Source organism: Marinimicrobium sp. UBA4509, from assembly GCF_002388575.1.
GTDB classification, from domain to species: domain Bacteria; phylum Pseudomonadota; class Gammaproteobacteria; order Pseudomonadales; family Cellvibrionaceae; genus Marinimicrobium; species Marinimicrobium koreense.
On sequence record NZ_DGMV01000050.1, the window covers coordinates 60,009 to 79,666 of the forward strand.

The following is a 19,658-nucleotide window of genomic DNA, read 5'->3' on the forward strand; positions in this document are numbered from 1 at the left end:
CCACGGAGCCGCTACACTGTGGCAATAGCCACAGTCACGGAGTCGTTCATGGTTCGCAGTCCCGTTCTGGTGATCAATTCAGGCAGTTCATCGCTCAAATTCTCGGTGTTTGATATGCACACGGGCCGCGAAGTCCTCGCCGGTCTGGCCGAGCGGTTGGGGACAGCGGAGGCGCTGATGAGCTGGCAAGGCGAGGGCGCCAAACAGCACCGGGCGATTCCGGACCAGGGCCATGACGGTGCCTTGCGCGAGGTGCATTCGCTGCTGGATGACGTCGGCACCCCGGCCGCCATCGGTCACCGGGTGGTGCACGGCGGCGAAGTGTTTTCCGGCTCGGTGGTCATTGATGAGGCGGTCATTGAGGGTATCGAGGGTTGCGCCAGCCTGGCGCCGCTGCACAACCCGGCCAACCTGCTGGGTATCCGGGCCATGCAGCGTCTCTACCCGGCGGTTCCCCAGGTGGCGGTGTTCGATACCGCCTTTCACCAGAGCCTTGCGCCCGAAGCCTATCTCTACGCCATCCCCATTCGCCTGTACCGGGAGCAGCGCGTGCGCCGCTACGGCTTTCACGGCACCAGCCATCAATACGTAGCGGGCGAAGCGGTTCACCGCCTGGAACTCGACCCGCAGGATCACGGCCTGATTACCGCCCACCTGGGCAATGGCTGCAGCGCCGCCGCCATCCACAATGGTCGGTCGGTAGACACCACCATGGGCATGACCCCGCTCGAAGGGCTGGTGATGGGCACCCGTAGCGGGGATGTGGACCCGGGCCTGCACGAATTTCTGGCCGAGAAGCTGGGGCTGACGCTGGCGGAGATCACCGCCATGCTCAACCGGGAAAGCGGGCTGCTGGGCCTGTCGGCCCTGTCCAACGATATGCGCACTCTCACAGAAGCGGCCCAGTCCGGCAACGGCGATGCCCAGCGGGCCATTGAGGTGTTCTGTTTCCGGTTGGCGCGGCAGATCGGTGCGCTCGCCGCGAGCCTGCCAAGATTGGATGCGCTGGTCTTTACCGGGGGTATTGGCGAGAACGCCGCCCCGGTGCGCGAGCAGGTACTGAAACGCCTGCCCCTGTTCGGCTTTGAATGTGATACTGCCCTTAACAGGCAGCACGGCGACGACCGGGGCCGCATCAACGCCCCAGGCACCACCACCGCGGTGGTCATTCCCACCCGCGAAGAGTGGATGATCGCCAACGATGCTTTTCAACTCACTCATCTGTCATCAGGCGTGGGGTAACCGCTGTGCAACACACCTTTTTCATTACCGCCACTGGCGTCGGTACCGGCCTGACCTCCGTCTCCCTGGGTCTGGTTCGGGCACTGGATCAGCTCGGCGTCAAAGTCGCGTTCTGCAAGCCCATTGCCCAGCGCTCCGGTAACGATCGCGGGCCCGAGCGCTCCACCCATATGGCCCAGGCCACACTGGGCCTCAAGCCAGCCGAGCCGCTGCGCCTGAGCGATGCCCAACAGAAGCTCGCCCAGGGCGATGCCGATGCGTTTATGGAAGACGTCATTCAGGTGTACCAGCAATCCGCGGGCGATGCCGAAGTGGTGATTGTGGAGGGGCTGGTGCCGCTGGCGGACAACAACTACATCGATCGACTGAACCAGGACATGGCCAAGGCGCTGGATGCCGATATCATCCTGGTGGCCGCCAAAAACGCCGACAGCACGGCACAGCTGAACGAGCGCATCAAAATGGCGGCCAGCCTGTTCGGCGGCTTCAACAATCCCCGGTTACTCGGCTGCGTCCTGAACAAGGTGGGTGCGCCGGACCTGGAGTACCAACAGGTGGTGGCCACCGAGGAGCCTACCAGCGAAGAGCCGGAGAACATCGGACTGGAGCGCATCATCGCCTCGCTTCCGGTGTTCTCCCAGCAGCACTTCCGCTGCCTGGGCGCGATTCGCTGGCAACCCCACCTGGTGGCACCCCGCACCCGGGATGTGTGTGATTACCTCAATGCCGAAATCATCAACGAAGGGCAACTGCTCGAGCGCCGGGTGCAGAACATCACCGTCTGCGCGCGCACCATGAAAAACATGCTGCAGACCCTCAAGGCCGGCACCCTGGTGGTGATTCCGGGGGACCGGGAAGACATTCTGGTGGCCAGCTGCATGGCCGCCCTGAACGGGGTGCCACTGGCGGGCATTCTGCTTACCGGCAGCCTGCATCCCGACCCGAACGTCATGGCGCTGTGTCAGGCCGCCCTGAAATCCGGCCTGCCAGTACTGCTGGTGGGCGGCAACACCTTCAAGGTGGCGCAACAACTGAACAGCATGAACACCGAAGTACCGCCGGACGATATCGAACGCATAAACAATGTGATGGACAGCACCGCCGCCGACCTGGATGCCCGCTGGCTGATTGAGCGGACCCATGTCCGGCTGGAAAAGCGACTGTCCCCTCCGGCCTTCCGCTATCAACTGGTGCAGCGTGCCCGCGCCAACCCCAAGCGCATTGTGCTCCCGGAGGGCGACGAGCCGCGCACGGTTCAGGCCGCCGCCCTCTGTCATCAGAAAGGCATCGCCCGCTGCGTACTGCTCGGCAAAACGGATGATGTGCACCGCGTGGCGGCCAGCTACAACGTGGTGCTGCCCGAGGATATCGAGATCATCGACCCCGAAACCGTGTACCGCCATTACGTGGCACCCATGGTGACCCTGCGCAAACACAAGGGGCTGACCGAGCCCATGGCCGAGGCCATGCTGGAAGATACCGTGGTGCTGGCCACCATGATGCTCGCCCAGGGCGATGTCGACGGCCTGGTCTCCGGTGCGGTGCACACCACGGCGAACACCATCCGCCCCGCGTTGCAGTTGATCAAAACCAAACCCGACGCGGCGCTGGTGTCCTCCATCTTTTTCATGCTGTTGCCGGATCAGCCGGTCATTTACGGCGACTGCGCCGTCAACCCGGACCCCAACGCCGAAGAGCTGGCCGATATCGCCATCCAGTCCGGTGATTCAGCCATCGCCTTCGGTATTGAGCCGCGCATCGCCATGATCAGTTATTCCACCGGCAAATCCGGCTCCGGCAGCGACGTGGAAAAAGTGCGCGAGGCCACCCGCCTCGCTCAGGAAAAACGCCCGGACCTGGTGATCGACGGCCCTCTGCAGTACGACGCCGCCAGCGTCCCCTCGGTGGCCAAAAGCAAAGCCCCGGACAGCCCGGTGGCGGGCAAGGCCAACGTGTTCATTTTTCCCGACCTCAACACCGGCAACACCACCTACAAGGCGGTACAACGCAGCGCCAACCTGGTGAGTATCGGCCCCATGCTCCAGGGCCTGCGCAAACCGGTGAACGACCTGTCCCGGGGCGCCTCGGTGGACGACATTGTGTACACCATCGCCCTGACCGCCATTCAGGCCAGCGCCTGATTCCGCCAGCCTGGCGTCCCGCCCCGGCAAATCCGCTTGGGCTGGGCGCCCGTATCCGGTAGACTGCGCTCCTTTTGCGCCCTCCCCTACCGCGCTTGCGGCGCCCACACCTCCCAGTTGGACCCCTTTGTGATCTCTACCGCCAATATTACGATGCAGTTCGGGGCCAAGCCCCTGTTCGAGAACGTCTCGGTCAAATTCAACAACGGCAACCGCTACGGCCTGATCGGCGCCAACGGCTGCGGCAAATCCACCTTCATGAAAATTCTGGGCCGCGACCTGGAGCCCTCCGGCGGCCAGGTGATGCTCGAGCCCAATGTGCGCATGGGCATGCTGCGCCAGGACCAGTTCGCCTTTGAGGAATACACGGTGCTGGATACCGTGATCATGGGCCACACCGAACTGTGGAAGGTAAAGGCCGAGCGCGATCGCATTTACAGCCTGCCGGAAATGAGCGAAGACGACGGCATGAAGGTGGCGGAACTGGAAGTACAGTTCGCCGAGCTGGACGGCTACACCGCCGAAGCCCGCGCCGGCGAGCTGCTGCTGGGCCTGGAGATTCCGGAAGAACAACACACCGGCCCCATGAGCGCCATTGCTCCCGGCTGGAAGCTGCGGGTGCTGCTCGCCCAGGCACTGTTCTCCGATCCCGACGTGTTGCTGCTGGATGAACCTACCAACAACCTGGACATCAACACCATCCGCTGGCTGGAAGGCATTCTGACCCAACGCAACAGCACCATCATCATCATTTCGCACGACCGGCATTTCCTGAACAGTGTCTGCACCCATATGGCGGACCTGGATTTCGGCGAGCTGCGCATTTATCCGGGCAACTACGACGACTACATGATCGCCTCCACTGCCGCCCGCGAACGGCTACACAACGAAAACGCCAAGAAGAAAACCCAGATCGCCGATCTGCAGTCCTTTGTCAGCCGGTTTTCTGCCAACGCCTCGAAAGCCAAGCAGGCCACCTCGCGGGCCAAACAGCTGGAGAAGATCAAGCTGGAAGACATTCCGCCCTCGAGCCGGGTCAGCCCGTTTATCCGCTTTTCCCAGGACAAGAAGCTGCACCGTCTGGCGGTGGTCATGGAAAAAGCCAACAAGGCGTTTGACAAGACACTGTTCGAAGATCTGAGCCTGAGCATTGAAGCGGGTGAAAAAGTCGCGATCATCGGCCCCAACGGCGCGGGTAAAACCACCTTGCTGCGCTGCCTGTACGGAGACGTATCCGCCGACTCGGGCACCATCAAGTGGGCCGAGCAGGCCGACGTCGGCTATGTGGCACAGGACCACTCCGATGATTTTGCCTACGAGGCAACACTGTTTGAATGGATGCAGCAGTGGACCACCGGTGATGAACAGGTGGTACGCGGCGCACTGGGGCGCATGCTGTTTTCCAACGACGACGTGAAAAAATCGGTAAAGGTGATTTCCGGTGGTGAACAGGGTCGGATGCTGTTCGGCAAACTGACCCTGCTCAACCCCAACGTCATGCTGATGGACGAACCCACCAACCACCTTGATATGGAATCCATCGAGGCCCTGAACCTGGCGTTGGAGAATTATCCCGGAACGCTGATTTTTGTCAGCCATGATCGGGAGTTTGTGTCTTCACTGGCTACCCGGATTATCGATATGAAGCCGGATGGACTGGTGGACTTCCACGGCTCCTATGAAGAGTATCTGCGCAGTCAGGGGTTATAGTTTGGCGGGCACCCATGCGGTGCCACCACATCCATCAAAAAGAGCACTCCAGAATATTATCCTCGCGCCTTATAGCGATACAGTATAAACAGGACGTAACTCGCCGTCTGAAGCATGATATAACGTTGCCCAAGACGGCAGTCTTCCGGTTGAATACAGACACACCCTACCTGAGGGCATCAGGCAATAAAAAACGGGTGAAAGTGCATTTTCATTCACTCTCAATAATGAATATACACCACAAAAGGATCTGGCCATGCTGATCAAGCTACCCTGCATCAAACTACTTTGCGTAAGCCTGTTTCTTCTAGCAAGCCACACCAGCTTTGCCGACACTGACAATATCACCCAAGCTTTGCAACATGAGGTTCGTACGGAAGAGAACAAAGCACGAGATTCAGCGCGCAAGCCCGAACAGGTACTGACGTTCTTTGAAGTTACGCCGCAAAGTACCGTCGTTGAAGTGTGGCCGGGCTCTGGCTGGTATACCGAGATCCTGGCGCCATTATTGGCAAAAGAAGGAAAACTTTACGCTGCCCACTTCTCTGACAAGTTCAGTCTTCTGGACGCCGAATATATGCAGAAAGCCCGGAGTGAATACCAGGAAAAACTTGAATCGCACCCGGTTTACGACAATGTGATACTCACCGAGTTTGCCCCACTGGCCGATATCGCTATTGCGCCGCCAGCGAGCGCTGATGTGGTGCTCTCTGTTCGCAACCAGCTTTATGTATTTGAAGGCGAGAAATCAATGAATCACGCCTTGGCCAACTTTTATCAGGCGCTCAAACCCGGCGGAGTATTGGGAGTTGTGGCGCCACGCCTACCGGATGACTTGCAGGATGCGGATTGGGGGAAATCAGGTTATGTCCCCGAACAACTATGGTTAACGTTGGCTGAAGAAGCCGGATTCAGCTTTGAAGGCAAAAACGACCTGCTGCTAAACCCGAAGGATACTGCCGATCATCCGCAAGGAATCTGGTCCTTACCTCCCTCCTTGATGGGAGATGCAAAAGACAAAGGAAAGTATCTGTCCATCGGCGAAGCCAACCGGATGGTGCTGAAGTTCAAAAAGCCAAGCAATTAAAAGGTCGGAGCTTGTAACCCCGCAGGGCACCCATAGGGTTCCGCCACCCGGCTTTATGCCTACGCCCCAAGCCGGGAAAACGGGCTGCGCACCGCATTGTCTTCTGAACCGCTGTCTCATCAATATCCTTGACGCGCAGGCGAATCGCTACGCGGCCTGTCGGCCGCCGGATGCTCGCAAGCTTGCACCGGTCTACGCGGCGCTATGCAAAAATTTGGAGTCTGAGATTATGGAAATAGTTATAACTGTAGTGGCTGTCCTGGCAGCCACAACTATTCTATATAAGGTGCTGCCTCACCGGAATCTTGGACAAAAAAAACCGATACTTGCACTTTTCCCAAAATACAAGAACGAAGTGCCAAAGCCTAAATCCGTTTATCGTGTGGAAGAGGTAATGTCGTCCTTGGGATTTGAGAAGAAAAAAGATCAAGGCGGCTCAATAAAGTATTCGAGAGGCTCTATAGCTGGCGACATATCTGTTAAGCTTATGAAGATAAACGTTACGTTTTCGCCAATAAGCAATGGTAATCTTCCTTACACTGTTGAAGCCGCCTGGGTTGTTGCTTTCGACACAGGAGATCATTGGGACTTTACAAAGCAACTGGGCGATAAGATCGAAAGTGCATAACGAAGCACAGCACCACACAGTCTCCGGCTGCCGAGCACTTGCAGGCTCCCACCGCTATGCGATGAAAATATGCCAAGTATTCGTAGGTCTTCTAGCGATTGTAGCTACAGGGTGTGCAGGAATCGAAGCTAATTCTCCTGTGTCGTTGCGTGGCGAAGAAAACTCCTACAAGTATGACCAAGTCGTTCTGGAGAAAGCGCTAAAGAAGGCTCAGACGTGGTCAAATATAATATACGGAAAAGATTGCGTTGTTTGTGCTGAACTCCTACCAGATCCTTCGAAGTCACGTTTTGAGCTCCATATTACTAGCCCTGGTGACTTACTGTTCAACACCTCTGCCACTATGGAGTTCAGAAAATCCGATGGAAAAGTCATTGATAAATCGATATATCATTCTTGCAAAGTACACTACAAATCAGAAAATGATGCATAAAAAACGTTTCCATTTGACGCCGCAATGCGGCGCAAATGAAGCCGGGCGCCAAGAGGAAAAGTATGGTAGAACTGGATCACGATGAATGGAAAGAGATTAGAGGCAGAGTAGACTCTCTAGCGAATGCGGTGTTCTTGATTGCAGGTGGTGCACTAACATTGTCGGTATCATCACTGCTTAGGTTTTCCCAGGAGATCGGACCTGAATTAAAGACTTGTATAAGTCTTTCATGGCAAATACTATTCGGCTCTATAGTTGGTTTCATACTATTGAAGGTAAGCCTGATTGCACAATCGTATATGCGGTGCACCCTTCGCCCAGAGCAGTACAATCGCATAAACGGAATTACCAACTCCTTCGGCTGGACGGTAGGGCTTTTAGCATTACTATTGTTTATTGTAGGAATGTACATGATGTTTGGCGTTGCTTTGGTCGTAATTTTCCCAACTTAACAATCCAAGACAGCGGGGCATATTGATATTGGCTGCCCAGGTAAGGAGGTCTGAAACATGGAAAATGCAGATCGGGTATAAGGTAATATCAGGCTGCTAGTCTTTATAGTTACTTTGCCCTTTTGGGCAATACTAGCCATTGAGGTGTACAGCATTTGGCTGGGCGACCCTTATACTTTCGATATCACGCACGCTCTGGCTGCAGCGGCAATATATGCGTTCTTTCGAATAGTAGTACAGGGTAAGAATCCAATCGGAACAGCTGATAATGCAAAGCAATAAAAATGCTTACCATTACACCACCGCAAGTGGTTCAGCTCCAACACTTCAAATGTGGCCTTCATGCAAGGCGTTATGCGACTATAGGAAACATTATGAAATACCGTCTAGTATTCACTTTGGTTTTAGCGTTCCTGCAGTCTTGTGCCACGGTCGATAGTCCGGCTGAGTCTTTCTCCTTTTCCCGTGAAATGAAGTATGGCTTCTACTCCTACAGTTTCAAACGCCTCGAGGCCTACAAACCTGAATCGGAATTAGCGCTGATTTTCCCGTCGATTCCTGGAGCAATCTTTGGAAACCCCACAGATGATATATTGTATGTTGCTGAAGTCAGAAATAGCCATACCTTTGAACTCGTCCTTCCCAGCGATATTGATGCGAAGTCGGCGACTATTAGGCAGTCGGGTTTAAATGTTGTTCCAGCCGATACAAAGCTATTGAGGCTAGGCACTTTTCACGCATTTTCGCCGTACCGCGATCACATAGGTGGCGGTGGATTTATTAGTACAATAGACAACGAACCGCTAATTCTCGTTTATTTTTCCAACCCGGCGAATATTCGAGGAGTGCTAACGTTAGGAAAACAAAAGTTCGACCACCAAATCACCATTTCCAATGCGGGTTGGAATTGGATAAAAGTAGTTGAGCTATCCGATAATAGCTACCGACTATCTGAGTTTGACGGTGATAAAGGGGATATCGAGTTTAGTGTGGTCGTCAATACTGCTGCCAGCATATAAGTATATGCTTAACAACGCGCAGAGCTGCACTGTCCCAGGCCGCGGTGGGACGCTCGTAAAATCGCTCCCGTGTGCGCAAAGTTATGTAGGTAAGGCGTTAGGAAAACGACAAAGTGTGGCCAATAACATGTGTTGATTACTGGTCTTCTTTTGGTGATTTATTCGTCATACTTTTTCTTATTTTTCCGTAAGCATATCAGAATTAAAGAAGAATCCGTCCGCGCTGCTTTCTCAGTCTAGTGGTTCAGCAATCGTCGCCCTGAACCATAGACAGCCGGTGGCATACCTGATCCCTGCGGAGACCTACGAAGCTATGACGAGTATGACTGAGGATTATGAGCTAGCTAAGCTTCTCGATGAGCGACCAAGAGATAAGAATCAAGCAGTATCAGTGTCTTTGGACGACCTATAAGCTCAAGTTTCTACCAGTTGCGCTAAAATAGTAGGAGAAGTTTGGAGCTCCAGTCAAAAGCCAGTTTAAGAAAAAGCTGGCGACCAGGCTGGAAAATCCAAGAGTGCCAGCGGATAAACTAAGCGGTTACGAGTCGGCTTATAAGATCAAGCTTCGTTCGGCTGGGTATCGGCTGGCTTACGAAGTGGTTGACGATGAATTGCTTGTGTACGTTCTGGCTGTAGGAAAACGGGATAAAGGTAAAGTTTATTCCGTGCTCAAAGTACGAAAGTAAGTTGTACCAATAAAACCGCCTAACAAGGTGTGGCTTTAATCCGCCGCGAGTTGCGGCAACCGCACTACCGCATCCCCCACCGTCATCCGGCCGCCTTGAATAATCCGGGCACAGAGTCCCCCATAGCCAAACATCGCTGCAGCGCCCCCTGCGCCCAGGGCTTCGTCCATTCGGGAACAGGGGTGACAGAGGGCGGTGGTTTCCAGTACGGCTTCGCCAATCTGTAGGCGCTGGTGGCGCAGCAGGTTCATGTTCATTCCGGAGATCACCAGGTTGCGCCGTAATAGCGCCGGGTCGATCTCGGAGTGGCCGGTATGACGAGCGATGGCCTCGATAAATTCGCGGCTTATCAGGGTCACCTGGCGAGAGGAGCCCGGGGTTTTGCTCATGCGGTGATCGCCTTCCAGGCCCAGCCCCTCTACCGCCCGGGCGCTGTCCACCACGTGGATGTCGCCTCGCCGCTTACTGCGCAGGCCGATCCATTCGAGCCGCCCCTCTGGCAGGCTTTGGCACAACTTGTCGAGTAAGCGGGTTTGGGCTGTCATATTGTCACCGGGATGCGTTACGGGTTCAGGCCACTAAAGAAGTTTTTGGCGTTGGTCGCCAGGGACTCCAGGTGGTAGCCGCCTTCCTGTATCACCAGGGTGGGCAGGTTCATGGCGTTGATGCCTTCGCCCATGTGCCGGAAGCCTTCGCTGCTGACCGAGACTTTGGCCTGCGGGTCTTCGTGGTACACATCGAAGCCCAGAGCGACGATCAGTACGTCCGGCTCGTACAGGCGGATGGCGTCGGCGGCGTCGGCCAGTTTTTCGAAGAAGGTGGACTCGGGGGAGCCGTGGGGCATCGGCATGTTGATGTTGTAGCCATAGCCGGGGCCCGCGCCCCGCTCGTCTTCATAGCCGCTCACCACCGGGTAGAAGTTGGTGGGGTCGCCATGGATGGAGATGTAGAGCACGTCGTCCCGATCGTAGAAGATTTCCTGAATACCCTGGCCGTGGTGCATGTCCGGGTCGAGAATGGCGACTTTGTCGTAATGGTCCAGCAGGGCTTCGGCGGCGATGGCGGCGTTGTTCAGATAACAGAAGCCACCGGCGGCGTCGCGCCGGGCGTGGTGGCCGGGCGGGCGGCACAGGGCGTAGGCCCGCTGCTGTCCGGTGAGAAGCTCATCGGCGGCGGATAGGGCGCTCTGGGCGGACCAGTAGGCGGCCTCCCAGGTGTGGGGGCCGATGGGGCAGCTACCGTCGGCCTGATAGCGGGCGCATTCCGCCAGAATACCGCGCATGGGGTTCGGTGAACGGACAAAGATGTTGGACATGACTTCCCCGCCCCAGTCCTCGGGCCAACGCCGGTGGGCTGACTCAAGAAAGCGCAGGTAGCCCAGGTCGTGCACCCGATTGATCACATCCATGCCGTGATCGGTGGCCTGTTCCGGCCGGACGCCCAGGGCCTCCAGGCCCTTGACCAGCTCCGGGGTGCGCTCCGGCAGCTCTTGAGGGGGGCGCATCTGGCCGCGGGTCAGGTAGGATTGCGGGGCGTGTTTATCCTGGGACGGATGAAAAAACGCTTTCATGGTCTCTCCTGTCTCCGGTGATCGTGGGTGTTATTGCCTCTGTTGAGACTAGCACATACCGGGCCGGGTTCACCCTGGCTTTGCCCACGGACCCAGGTGCGCTAGACTAACGGCATGAATCGCCACTCCTTCCGTCATTGGTTGTTTGCGCTACTGCTGTTTCTGGCAGGGCCGCTGGGTGCCTCGCATCCGCCGATGATGACCGATACGGCGCCCGAACCCTGCCATGACACCATGGAGATGGCTATGGCCGATGGTGGTGCCATCCACAGTCATTCAGAGCATGACTCTACGCACCTCGCAGCCACCCCGGATCACGACTGCGACAGCCAGTGCGCCTGTTGCCCGGCTCCTGCTCCGGTTTTGTGGCCCTGACGGTGCAAGCGGTCCCGCCAATCTCAACCCCGAATCACTTCCTCTCTTCAGCCACCGACGCTGCACCCACGCGCGCGCCGCTGGAACTGCTCCGCCCGCCCAAATTCTCCTGACCACAGGATAGGTGCGCCTGACGATCGCACCCCCTTGGCCCTCCGCGGCCGTTTTTCTGTTGTGGTATTACCTTGTGGACAGGTGTTATGAACAAACCTCTATTTTTCGTGGCGCTGCTGGGCGCCTTTGCGCCGGGTGTGGGCAGTCATTTGCTTTGGCCCGAGCCTTCGGACAACGCCGAACCATCCAAGACTAGCGACGAGAAGGAGCCCCTTTACTGGGTGGCTCCCATGGATGACAGCTATCGCCGGGATGGGCCCGGCAAGTCCCCCATGGGCATGGATCTGGTGCCGGTGTATGCGGAGGACCAGAAACGCGAGCCCGGCGATGTCCGGATTAACCCGGCGGTTGCCCAGAACCTCGGGCTGACGCTGGCGGAAGCGACCCACGCGCCGGTGGGCCAGACCATTGAAACGGTCGGACTGGTGGAGGTGAACCAGCAACAGGTGCAGCACTTTCACGTGCGCGCCTCAGGCTGGATTACCGAGCTGGCTGTGGCCACCGAGGGCGACCCGGTCAAAGCCGGTGAAAAACTGTTTGAGTTTTACTCGCCGGAAATCATCAACCTGCAACGGGAATACCTGCAAAGCCTGAGAGACCAGCTTCCGGGACGGGCGGAGGGCTCCCTGTCTCAGATGCGCGCCAAAGGGGTGAGCGAGCGGGAAATCGAGCGACTGAAACGCGAACGCAGCGTACGGGAGAAACTGCGCTACTACGCGAGCCGGGACGGCTATGTGGTGCAGCTCGGTGTGCGCGAGGGCAACTTTGTGGACCTGCCGCAGAACCTGATGTCCATTGGCAGTCTTGAAGACATCTGGGTCAATGTCGAGCTGTTTGAGGCCGATGCGGGTCGTATCACCACCGGCCAGCCGGTCACCCTGACCACCGCAAGCTATCCCGGTGAAACCTGGGAGGGCACCGTCTCCTACCTCTACCCCACGCTCAACAGCAACACCCGAACGCTGCGCACCCGCCTGGAATTTGCCAACGACGAGGGTCGGCTTAAACCGGGCATGTTTGTCCGCGCCCGGATCGAGCCCGAGGATGAACAGGCCGTGCTATCCATTCCCCGCAGCGCCCTGATTCGCACCGGCGCCGGAACCCGCGTAGTGCGGGAAGTGGAACCGGAGGTGTATCGCTCGGTACCGGTCAAGGTCGGACAGGTCGGCCGCGAGCGCGCCGAAATTCTGGAGGGCTTGCGCCACGGGGATCGCGTGGTTGAAGACGGCCTGTTCCTGATCGATTCCGAGTCCAGCCGCGCGGCGGATTTGGGCCGAATCGAAACCCGAACACCAGAAGAGGACGAGGCGGATCACGATGCCATGGATCATGACGCAATGGATCACGGAGACATGGATCATGAGGGAATGGACCACGGAGGAAGCGCACCATGATTGCCGCGATCATTCGCTGGTCCATTCACAATCGCCTGCTGGTGGTACTGGCCACCTTGATGCTGTTGGGCTGGGGGCTCTACTCGGTGCGCAACACACCGGTAGATGCCATCCCAGACCTGTCCGATGTGCAAGTGATTGTCAAAACCTCCTACCCCGGGCAGGCGCCCCAGGTGGTGCAGGACCAGGTGACCTACCCGCTCACCACCGCGCTTCTGTCCGTCCCCAAAACCCAGACCGTGCGGGGCTTTTCCTTCTACGGTGACTCTTACGTTTATGTGATTTTTGAGGAAGGTACGGACCTCTACTGGGCCCGCTCCCGGGTGTTGGAGTATCTGAATCAGGCCGCTCAGGATTTACCCGAAGGCGCTCGCCCCGAACTCGGCCCGGATGCCACCGGGGTGGGCTGGGTATTCAACTATGCGCTGGTCGACCGCACCGGCCAGCACAACCTGGCGGAACTCACGACGCTGCAGAACTGGTTTCTGAAGTACGAGTTGCAGGCGCTCGATGGTGTGTCCGAGATCGCCACCATTGGCGGCATGAACCGGCAATATCAGGTGGAGGTCGACCCGCAGAAGCTGCGCGCCTATAACCTACCACTGCAACAGGTGCACGCCGCCATCGTCAACGGCAATGCCGAAACCGGCGCGTCGGTCATCGAAATGGCCGAGGCGGAGTATATGGTGCGCGCCACCGGTTATGTGCAGAGCATAGAAGACCTGGCGCAGATTCCGCTGGGCACCAACGAGCGGGGAACCCCGCTGCAGTTGAAAGACGTCGCCACCATCCAACTCGGCCCGGAAATGCGTCGGGGCATTGCCGAGCTGAACGGCGAAGGCGAGGTGGTGGGTGGCATCGTGGTGATGCGCTCGGGCGAAAACGCGGCGGAGGTGATTGACCGGGTGAAGGCCCGGCTGGATGAACTGAAGCCCAGTCTGCCCGACGGCGTGGAGGTGGTCACCACCTACGACCGCTCGCAACTGATTCGCAATGCGGTGAGCAACCTGTACGAAAAGCTCGGTCAGGAACTACTGGTAGTGGTCCTGATCTGCGCCCTGTTTCTGTTTCACCTGCGCTCATCCCTGGTGGTGGTGTTCAGCCTGCCGCTTGGCATTCTCATCGCGATGATCGTAATGCAGATCCAGGGCATCAACGCCAACATCATGTCCCTCGGCGGCATTGCCATCGCCATTGGTGCCATGGTCGATGGCGCGGTGGTGATGATCGAAAATTTTCACAAGCACCTGGAGCGCCACAAAGGCGAGCTGAGCAACGAACAACGCTGGCAACTGGCGGCCCGCTCGGCATCGGAAGTGGGCCCGGCCCTGTTTTTCTCGTTGCTGATCATTACCCTGAGTTTTCTGCCGGTATTCGCCCTGGAGGCCCAGGAAGGGCGGATGTTCTCCCCGCTGGCCTTTACCAAAACCTACGCCATGGCGGCCGCCGCCGGGTTGGCCATTACCCTGGTGCCAGTGTTGCTCGGTTACTGTGTGCGCGGGCGCATCCTGCCCGAGCGGAAAAACCCGATCAACCGGGTTCTGATCGCAGGCTATCAACCGCTGCTGCGCGGCGTGTTGCGCTTTCCCAAAACGACACTGCTGATCGCCCTGGCGATCATGGTCATCGGACTCTGGCCCGCACAGAAACTCGGTACGGAATTTATGCCCACGCTGGATGAAGGCGACCTGATGTATATGCCCACCACCTACGCGGGCGTATCCATTGGCGAGGCGCGGCAAATTGTGCAGCAGACCGACAAGCTGATCAAAACCCTGCCGGAAGTGGAGACGGTGTTCGGCAAAATCGGTCGGGCCGATACCGCCACGGATCCGGCCCCGCTGACCATGATCGAGACGGTGATTCAGTTCAAACCCAGAGACCAGTGGCGACCCGGTGTCACCCCGGAATCCCTGCGCGCCGAGCTGGATCAATTGATCGACTTTCCGGGCCTGACCAACGCCTGGGTGATGCCGATCAAAACCCGGATCGATATGCTCGCCACCGGCATCAAAACTCCGGTGGGAGTAAAAATTGCGGGGCCGGACCTGTCGGTGATTGAACAGCTCGGGCGGGAGCTGGAAACCGTGATTGGTGAGGTACCCGGTGCGAGCTCCGTGTACGCGGAACGCGTGGCCGGGGGGCGCTATCTGACCGTGGATATCGACCGCGCCAGCGCCGCCCGTTACGGGCTGAATATCGCCGATGTGCAGTCGGTAATCCGCACTGCCGTGGGCGGTGCCAATATCACCGAAACCGTCGAAGGACTGGAGCGCTACCCGGTCAACCTGCGCTATCCCCAAGCCTATCGTGACTCGCCGGAGGCGCTGGCCAATTTACCCATTGTCACCCCCAATGGAACCCACATTCCTTTGAGCGAGGTCGCCCGTGTGACCATCGACGATGGACCGCCCGCTATCAAGAGCGAGAATGCCCGGCTGAACGGTTGGGTGTTTGTCGACATCACCGAGCGGGATCTGGGCTCCTTTGTGGCCGACGCGCAAGCGGCGGTGAACGAGCACATTGAGTTGCCCTCCGGCTACTCGCTGCGCTGGGCCGGTCAGTACGAATACATGGCGCGCGCTCAGGAAAAGCTGGCGCTGGTGATGCCGATTACCCTGGGCGTGATTGTGTTGCTCCTGTACCTGAACTTCCGCCGCTTCAGCGAAGTGGCGATGATCCTCATGACATTACCGTTCGGGTTGTTGGGCGGCGTCTGGTTGCTGCTGGCGTTGGGCTATGACCTGTCGGTCGCGGTGGCCATGGGTTTTATCGCCCTGGCGGGGGTGGCGGTGGAAATTGGCGTATTGATGCTGGTGTATCTTAACCTGGAGTATCAGGCCGCCGAGGTGCGCTGCACCGAGGCCGGTCGGGCCTTCACCCGCGCGGACCTACAGCAGGCGGTGATGGAAGGGGCCGGGCTGCGGCTGCGGCCGATTGTGATGACCGCCGCCACGCTGTTCGCGGGCCTGCTGCCCATCATGCTCGGCGGCGGCACCGGTTCGGAGGTGATGCAGCGCATCGCCGCGCCGATGGTGGGCGGCACCTTCACGACACTGATCCTGACCTTGTTGGTGCTACCGGTGATCTATTACCTGTGGCGCTCGGTGGGTAAGCCGGCGACTTGATCGCCGGCTTAGCTGCGCAGGATGCTCTGGATCGTCGTAAACAAAAACGCCGTGAAGAGCAGAAAGCTGTAAGCAGTGGCAGTGAGTAAAAATTTAAGAACCGATTTCCACCATCCCTGACGATAAAACGTTTTGTGGCTCAGTAGCAGGTAGAGAGGCACCGACCAGAACAGCAGGCTACTGAGCACACTCAATGCCTCGGGCACCACAGGCCAGGCCGCGATGGCATCCTCAAGCATGGCCAAGCCCACCACCACCACAGCCAATTGCAACCCGAAGCTGTGGGTGTGGAGGGCAAGTATCAGGTGCTCCATATAATAGTGATGTCGCCGCCAGTAAATCAATTTCAGAACCAGGGCAAACAGCGGTAATAGCAAGAACATTACCTGGGGAGCAAGGGAAAAAAACTGATTGATGCCGATCTGAGGGTTCTCGGCAATACGACCAAAATTATATTCGAGTCGGCGATTGATTTCGTCGCTGACCAAGGGCAGCTCAAAGTGCACATCCCGGCCCGGTATGGGTGGCGCAACCAGACCGCTCCTCGATTCTGACCCCTCACCCGAGGCTCTCTCGGTCGTCTCCTCCGGTGGATTCAAGTTGATCGAATCCACCGGTATCGCCTGAGCGAACACCAGAAAAGCCACAATGGAGGTAAAGATGTACAGGCGCAGCGGCGGAACATATGGGGCTCGGTGCCCCTGAACGTAACGCAGACTCAGAAACCCCGGGCGGACCCACAGTGGCCACAAGGTCCGCCAGAGACGATTGTCCCAGTTGGTGAACTCCCCCAGGAACTCGGTGATGAGTCCGAAGGCGCTGCGTACATAATTCTTGTTGTCCTGCCCACAGCGATGGCAATAATCGCCCTGAAGCGGCGTATCGCAATTGGCGCAGAGCGAAGGCTGAGTCATGTCATCCCTGTCGGCCATTGCGCTAAGCCACCACCCGGTCGCGCCCTTCAAGCTTGGCTTGATACAGTTTTCGATCCGCGCTCTCAATAAATTCCGCCAGCTCACACTCGTGATCGGGAATAATACTGGCGACGCCGACGCTGATGGAAACCAACTGACTGGCATCGGAAGCGGCGTGGGGAATCTGCAACTTCAAAATGGCCTGGCGGCATCGGTCGGCCACCGCATGAGCGGCCTTTCCATCCGTTTCCGGGAGCACCAGCATGAATTCCTCGCCACCGAACCGGGCCAGGAAATCCCTGGGGCGGGAAGCCACGGTATCCAGGGTCTGGGCAATCGACCTCAAGCAGTCATCGCCCTGCAGGTGTCCGTACCGATCGTTGTACTGTTTGAAATAATCGATGTCGATCAGCAATACCGACAGCGGCTGGCAGTTGCGCCGGGCATTCAACCACTCCACATCGAGAATGGAGTCGAGCATGCGCCGGTTGGCCACGCCGGTCAGGCCGTCCTGGTAGGACAGCGTCTCAAGTTCTTTCTGCAGTTTGATCAGTTCCTGCTCGGTTTTCTTGCGCTCACTGATATCGAACATGAAGCCGATCAGCGCTTCCACTTCACCTTGCTCATTGCGGGCGACATGGACCACGTCCCGAATCCAGACGTAGTCGCCGTCTTTGGTCAGTGCCCGGTAGTCTGCCTCATGGTCCACACCGGACTGGGACTGGCTCACACAGAAGTTCACCACCCAGTCCCGATCTTCCGGGTGCATCCGGGTCGCCCAGTCCTCTACGCTGACCCAGCTTTCCGGCGTCCAGCCCAGGAGCGCTTCAATCTGGGGGCCGATGTAGGCGAATTTCATGGTCGCCCAGTCGATTTTCCAGGGGATGGCCTTGGTGGATTCAAGCAGGGTTTTATAGACCGCGCTATCAGTTGCGTCGGAAATGGGGGAGCTCATGAATAGGTGGCCCGGTGCTGGTTGGTCAAAGCCGCTCCTCTGCCGGGAGCGATCACGCTGCCTCAATATACTCCGAACCGCCGGGGCGGCCAACACCCGCCCACCTGACTACACCTCGAAATGGGCCACTTTGCGCGACAACTGCTGAGCCAGCTCGGACAGCTCCCGACTGGACCCCGCTACCTGATCGGCGCCAGCGGAGGACGCCAGGGTCGCTTCGCTGATCCGGTTGATGTTCTGATTGACGCCCTCGGCCACCTGACTCTGCTCCTCGGCGGCGCTGGCAATCTGGTGGTTCATATCGGTGATGGATACCACCTCCTGACGAATGGTGGACAGGGCGCTCTCGGCCTCCCGGGTTTTTATCACGGTTTTCTGGGCCAATTGATGGCTGGTTTCCATCACCTCCACCGCGTCTCCGGCCCCGGTCTGCAGGGTGCCGATCATCTCCCGAATCTCCCGGGTCGAGGCCTGGGTGCGGGTCGCCAGCGAGCGGACCTCATCGGCAACCACCGCAAAACCCCGGCCGTGCTCGCCGGCGCGGGCCGCTTCGATGGCCGCATTCAGGGCCAGCAGATTGGTCTGCTCGGCGATACCGTTGATTACATCGATGATTTTTTCAATATCGCCACTCTGGGTCGATACCGTCTGCACTTTGCTCACCGCGTCCTCAAGGGTCTGCGCCAACTGTTCAATGGCGGAAGCGGTTTCCTGCACCGTCTGATTGCCGGTGTTCACTTCCCGGTCAGCGCTCTGGGTGGCGTTTGAGGCATTGGCCGCGCTTCGGGAGATCTCCACCACCGAGGCACTGAGCTGATTGATGGCGGCGGCCATCTGCTCGGTTTCCGAGGACTGCAGGCGCACCTGTTCGCTGTTGTCATCCGAAGTCCGGGTCAGCTCTTCCGACGAGCGGGCCAGGGTTTCCGCCGCCATGCGTACATCGGTGATCACACCGGCGAGCCGGCGCAGGGTTTTGTTGATATTGGCCATGACGCTGTTTGGGTAGCGAGAGCTCTCCGTCACGGTCAGTTGCCCGGATGCGAAAGCTTCGATCGCCTCTGACAAGGCTTCCGGCTCAGCCCCGAGAGTCGCTTTGATGTTTTTGATGATCACCACGGCCACCACCGCTCCCGCGATCAACGCCAACAAAAGAAACGCCACCATGACTTTGGCAAAATCGCTTGCTACCGCCTGCACATGATCCACGTCCCGCCGGATATCCGCTTCCTGATAGTCAATAAACGCATTCACCCGAGCCAGCCATTCGGTGTAGGCCACCGAGACATCGGATAACAGAAACTCGCGGGCCGCCTCGATGTTGCCGGCCTGGCGAAGGGCGATCAACTCAGAGGTCAGGCCCAGGGTTTCCTGCTCAATCGTCTGAATCCGGTCCAGCAGGCGCTGCTCTTGATCAGTCACGTTCTGGGTGTCGAAGAGCGCGTCCATCTGCCGGGCCGAGTCCTGATAAAACGCATCCAGGTCACGCACGTCCTGCAAGTGAGCCTGCAGGGCGCGGTCGTTCTCGACCAGCACGGCATCGCGAATGGCGATGGCCCGGTCGTGGACGCTGCCCCGGAAATTGATGGCATAGCGTTGCTTCTGGGAGGCCCCCTCGTTGACAGCGGACAGGGTCCGGTCCATGACGGTCACCCGCTGGATCCCCAGCACGGTCACCATGGTAAACAGTAGAAGAATCAATCCGAAACCCGCGCCAAGGCGCTGGGCGATGGTGAGCGATCTAGCCATGATAAGTACTCTGTATACGGGGACTCGCCCCTAGAATGTCCTTGGCTCTGCGGCCAAGTGTTAA

15 protein-coding genes and 1 pseudogene are annotated in these 19,658 nt (G+C 58.1%); 11 read left to right on the forward strand and 5 right to left on the reverse strand.

All coding sequences use genetic code 11. The annotated features are described in order from the left end of the window. Positions 1-48: 48 nt before the first annotated feature. The 9 genes and pseudogenes from B3520_RS08260 to B3520_RS08300 all read left to right on the forward strand — a co-directional run. Entirely contained in the window at positions 49-1,242 is a 1,194-nt protein-coding gene (locus B3520_RS08260) for an acetate/propionate family kinase (protein WP_286807744.1), read from the forward strand. 5 nt (positions 1,243-1,247) lie between these two features. Beyond that, the gene (gene pta / locus B3520_RS08265; protein WP_286807743.1) at positions 1,248-3,383 is read left to right on the forward strand and encodes a phosphate acetyltransferase; all 2,136 of its coding nucleotides are present in this window, start codon (positions 1,248-1,250) and stop codon (positions 3,381-3,383) included. Between the two features lie 129 nt (positions 3,384-3,512). Continuing rightward, positions 3,513-5,093, forward strand: coding sequence for an ABC-F family ATPase (locus tag B3520_RS08270; protein WP_123638525.1), 1,581 nt, complete (start codon positions 3,513-3,515; stop codon positions 5,091-5,093). 256 nt (positions 5,094-5,349) lie between these two features. Further along, positions 5,350-6,180 (forward strand): class I SAM-dependent methyltransferase, encoded by an 831-nt coding sequence (locus tag B3520_RS08275; RefSeq protein WP_286807742.1) that lies wholly within the window; start codon positions 5,350-5,352, stop codon positions 6,178-6,180. Positions 6,181-6,409: 229 nt separating this feature from the next. After that, on the forward strand, positions 6,410-6,808 hold the full coding sequence (locus B3520_RS08280) for a hypothetical protein (protein ID WP_286807741.1): 399 nt from the start codon (positions 6,410-6,412) through the stop codon (positions 6,806-6,808). Between the two features lie 495 nt (positions 6,809-7,303). Then, a complete protein-coding gene (locus B3520_RS08285) occupies positions 7,304-7,693 on the forward strand; it encodes a hypothetical protein (protein ID WP_286807739.1) in 390 nt (129 codons plus the stop codon). 374 nt (positions 7,694-8,067) lie between these two features. After that, positions 8,068-8,712 carry a hypothetical protein gene (locus tag B3520_RS08290; protein ID WP_286807738.1) on the forward strand — a complete coding sequence of 215 codons (645 nt, stop codon included), beginning with the start codon at positions 8,068-8,070 and terminating at the stop codon, positions 8,710-8,712. Between the two features lie 160 nt (positions 8,713-8,872). Beyond that, positions 8,873-9,124, forward strand: coding sequence for a type II toxin-antitoxin system Phd/YefM family antitoxin (locus tag B3520_RS08295; protein ID WP_286807751.1), 252 nt, complete (start codon positions 8,873-8,875; stop codon positions 9,122-9,124). A gap of 52 nt (positions 9,125-9,176) precedes the next feature. Continuing rightward, a pseudogene (locus B3520_RS08300) lies at positions 9,177-9,398 on the forward strand (type II toxin-antitoxin system RelE family toxin); the annotation flags it as partial. A 35-nt stretch (positions 9,399-9,433) separates the two neighbouring features. On the opposite strand, the gene B3520_RS08305 reads toward B3520_RS08300, so the two are convergent. Both B3520_RS08305 and B3520_RS08310 read right to left on the reverse strand, forming a co-directional pair. Next, entirely contained in the window at positions 9,434-9,943 is a 510-nt protein-coding gene (locus B3520_RS08305) for an MOSC domain-containing protein (protein WP_024461514.1), read from the reverse strand. A 17-nt stretch (positions 9,944-9,960) separates the two neighbouring features. Continuing rightward, entirely contained in the window at positions 9,961-10,968 is a 1,008-nt protein-coding gene (locus tag B3520_RS08310) for a histone deacetylase family protein (RefSeq protein ID WP_024461515.1), read from the reverse strand. Between the two features lie 575 nt (positions 10,969-11,543). Here B3520_RS08310 and B3520_RS08315 point away from each other — a divergent pair. Together B3520_RS08315 and B3520_RS08320 are read left to right on the forward strand one after the other, a co-directional pair. Continuing rightward, positions 11,544-12,851: an efflux RND transporter periplasmic adaptor subunit gene (locus B3520_RS08315; RefSeq protein ID WP_286807737.1), complete on the forward strand. Its 1,308-nt coding sequence runs from the start codon at positions 11,544-11,546 to the stop codon at positions 12,849-12,851. Then, positions 12,848-15,979, forward strand: a complete 3,132-nt coding sequence (locus B3520_RS08320; protein WP_286807735.1) for an efflux RND transporter permease subunit — start codon at positions 12,848-12,850, stop codon at positions 15,977-15,979. The genes B3520_RS08315 and B3520_RS08320 overlap by 4 nt, the downstream gene beginning before the upstream one ends. 8 nt (positions 15,980-15,987) lie before the next feature. Here B3520_RS08320 and B3520_RS08325 read toward each other — a convergent pair whose 3' ends face one another. The 3 genes from B3520_RS08325 to B3520_RS08335 all read right to left on the reverse strand — a co-directional run bounded on the left by B3520_RS08325 (position 15,988) and on the right by B3520_RS08335 (position 19,594). After that, on the reverse strand, positions 15,988-16,893 hold the full coding sequence (locus B3520_RS08325; RefSeq protein ID WP_286875855.1) for a DUF3667 domain-containing protein: 906 nt from the start codon (positions 16,891-16,893) through the stop codon (positions 15,988-15,990). 22 nt (positions 16,894-16,915) lie between these two features. Beyond that, the gene (locus B3520_RS08330; protein WP_024461520.1) at positions 16,916-17,848 is read right to left on the reverse strand and encodes a sensor domain-containing diguanylate cyclase; all 933 of its coding nucleotides are present in this window, start codon (positions 17,846-17,848) and stop codon (positions 16,916-16,918) included. 108 nt (positions 17,849-17,956) lie between these two features. After that, complete coding sequence (locus B3520_RS08335) at positions 17,957-19,594, reverse strand: methyl-accepting chemotaxis protein (RefSeq protein WP_286807732.1); 1,638 nt, start codon at positions 19,592-19,594, stop codon at positions 17,957-17,959. Positions 19,595-19,658: the final 64 nt, after the last annotated feature.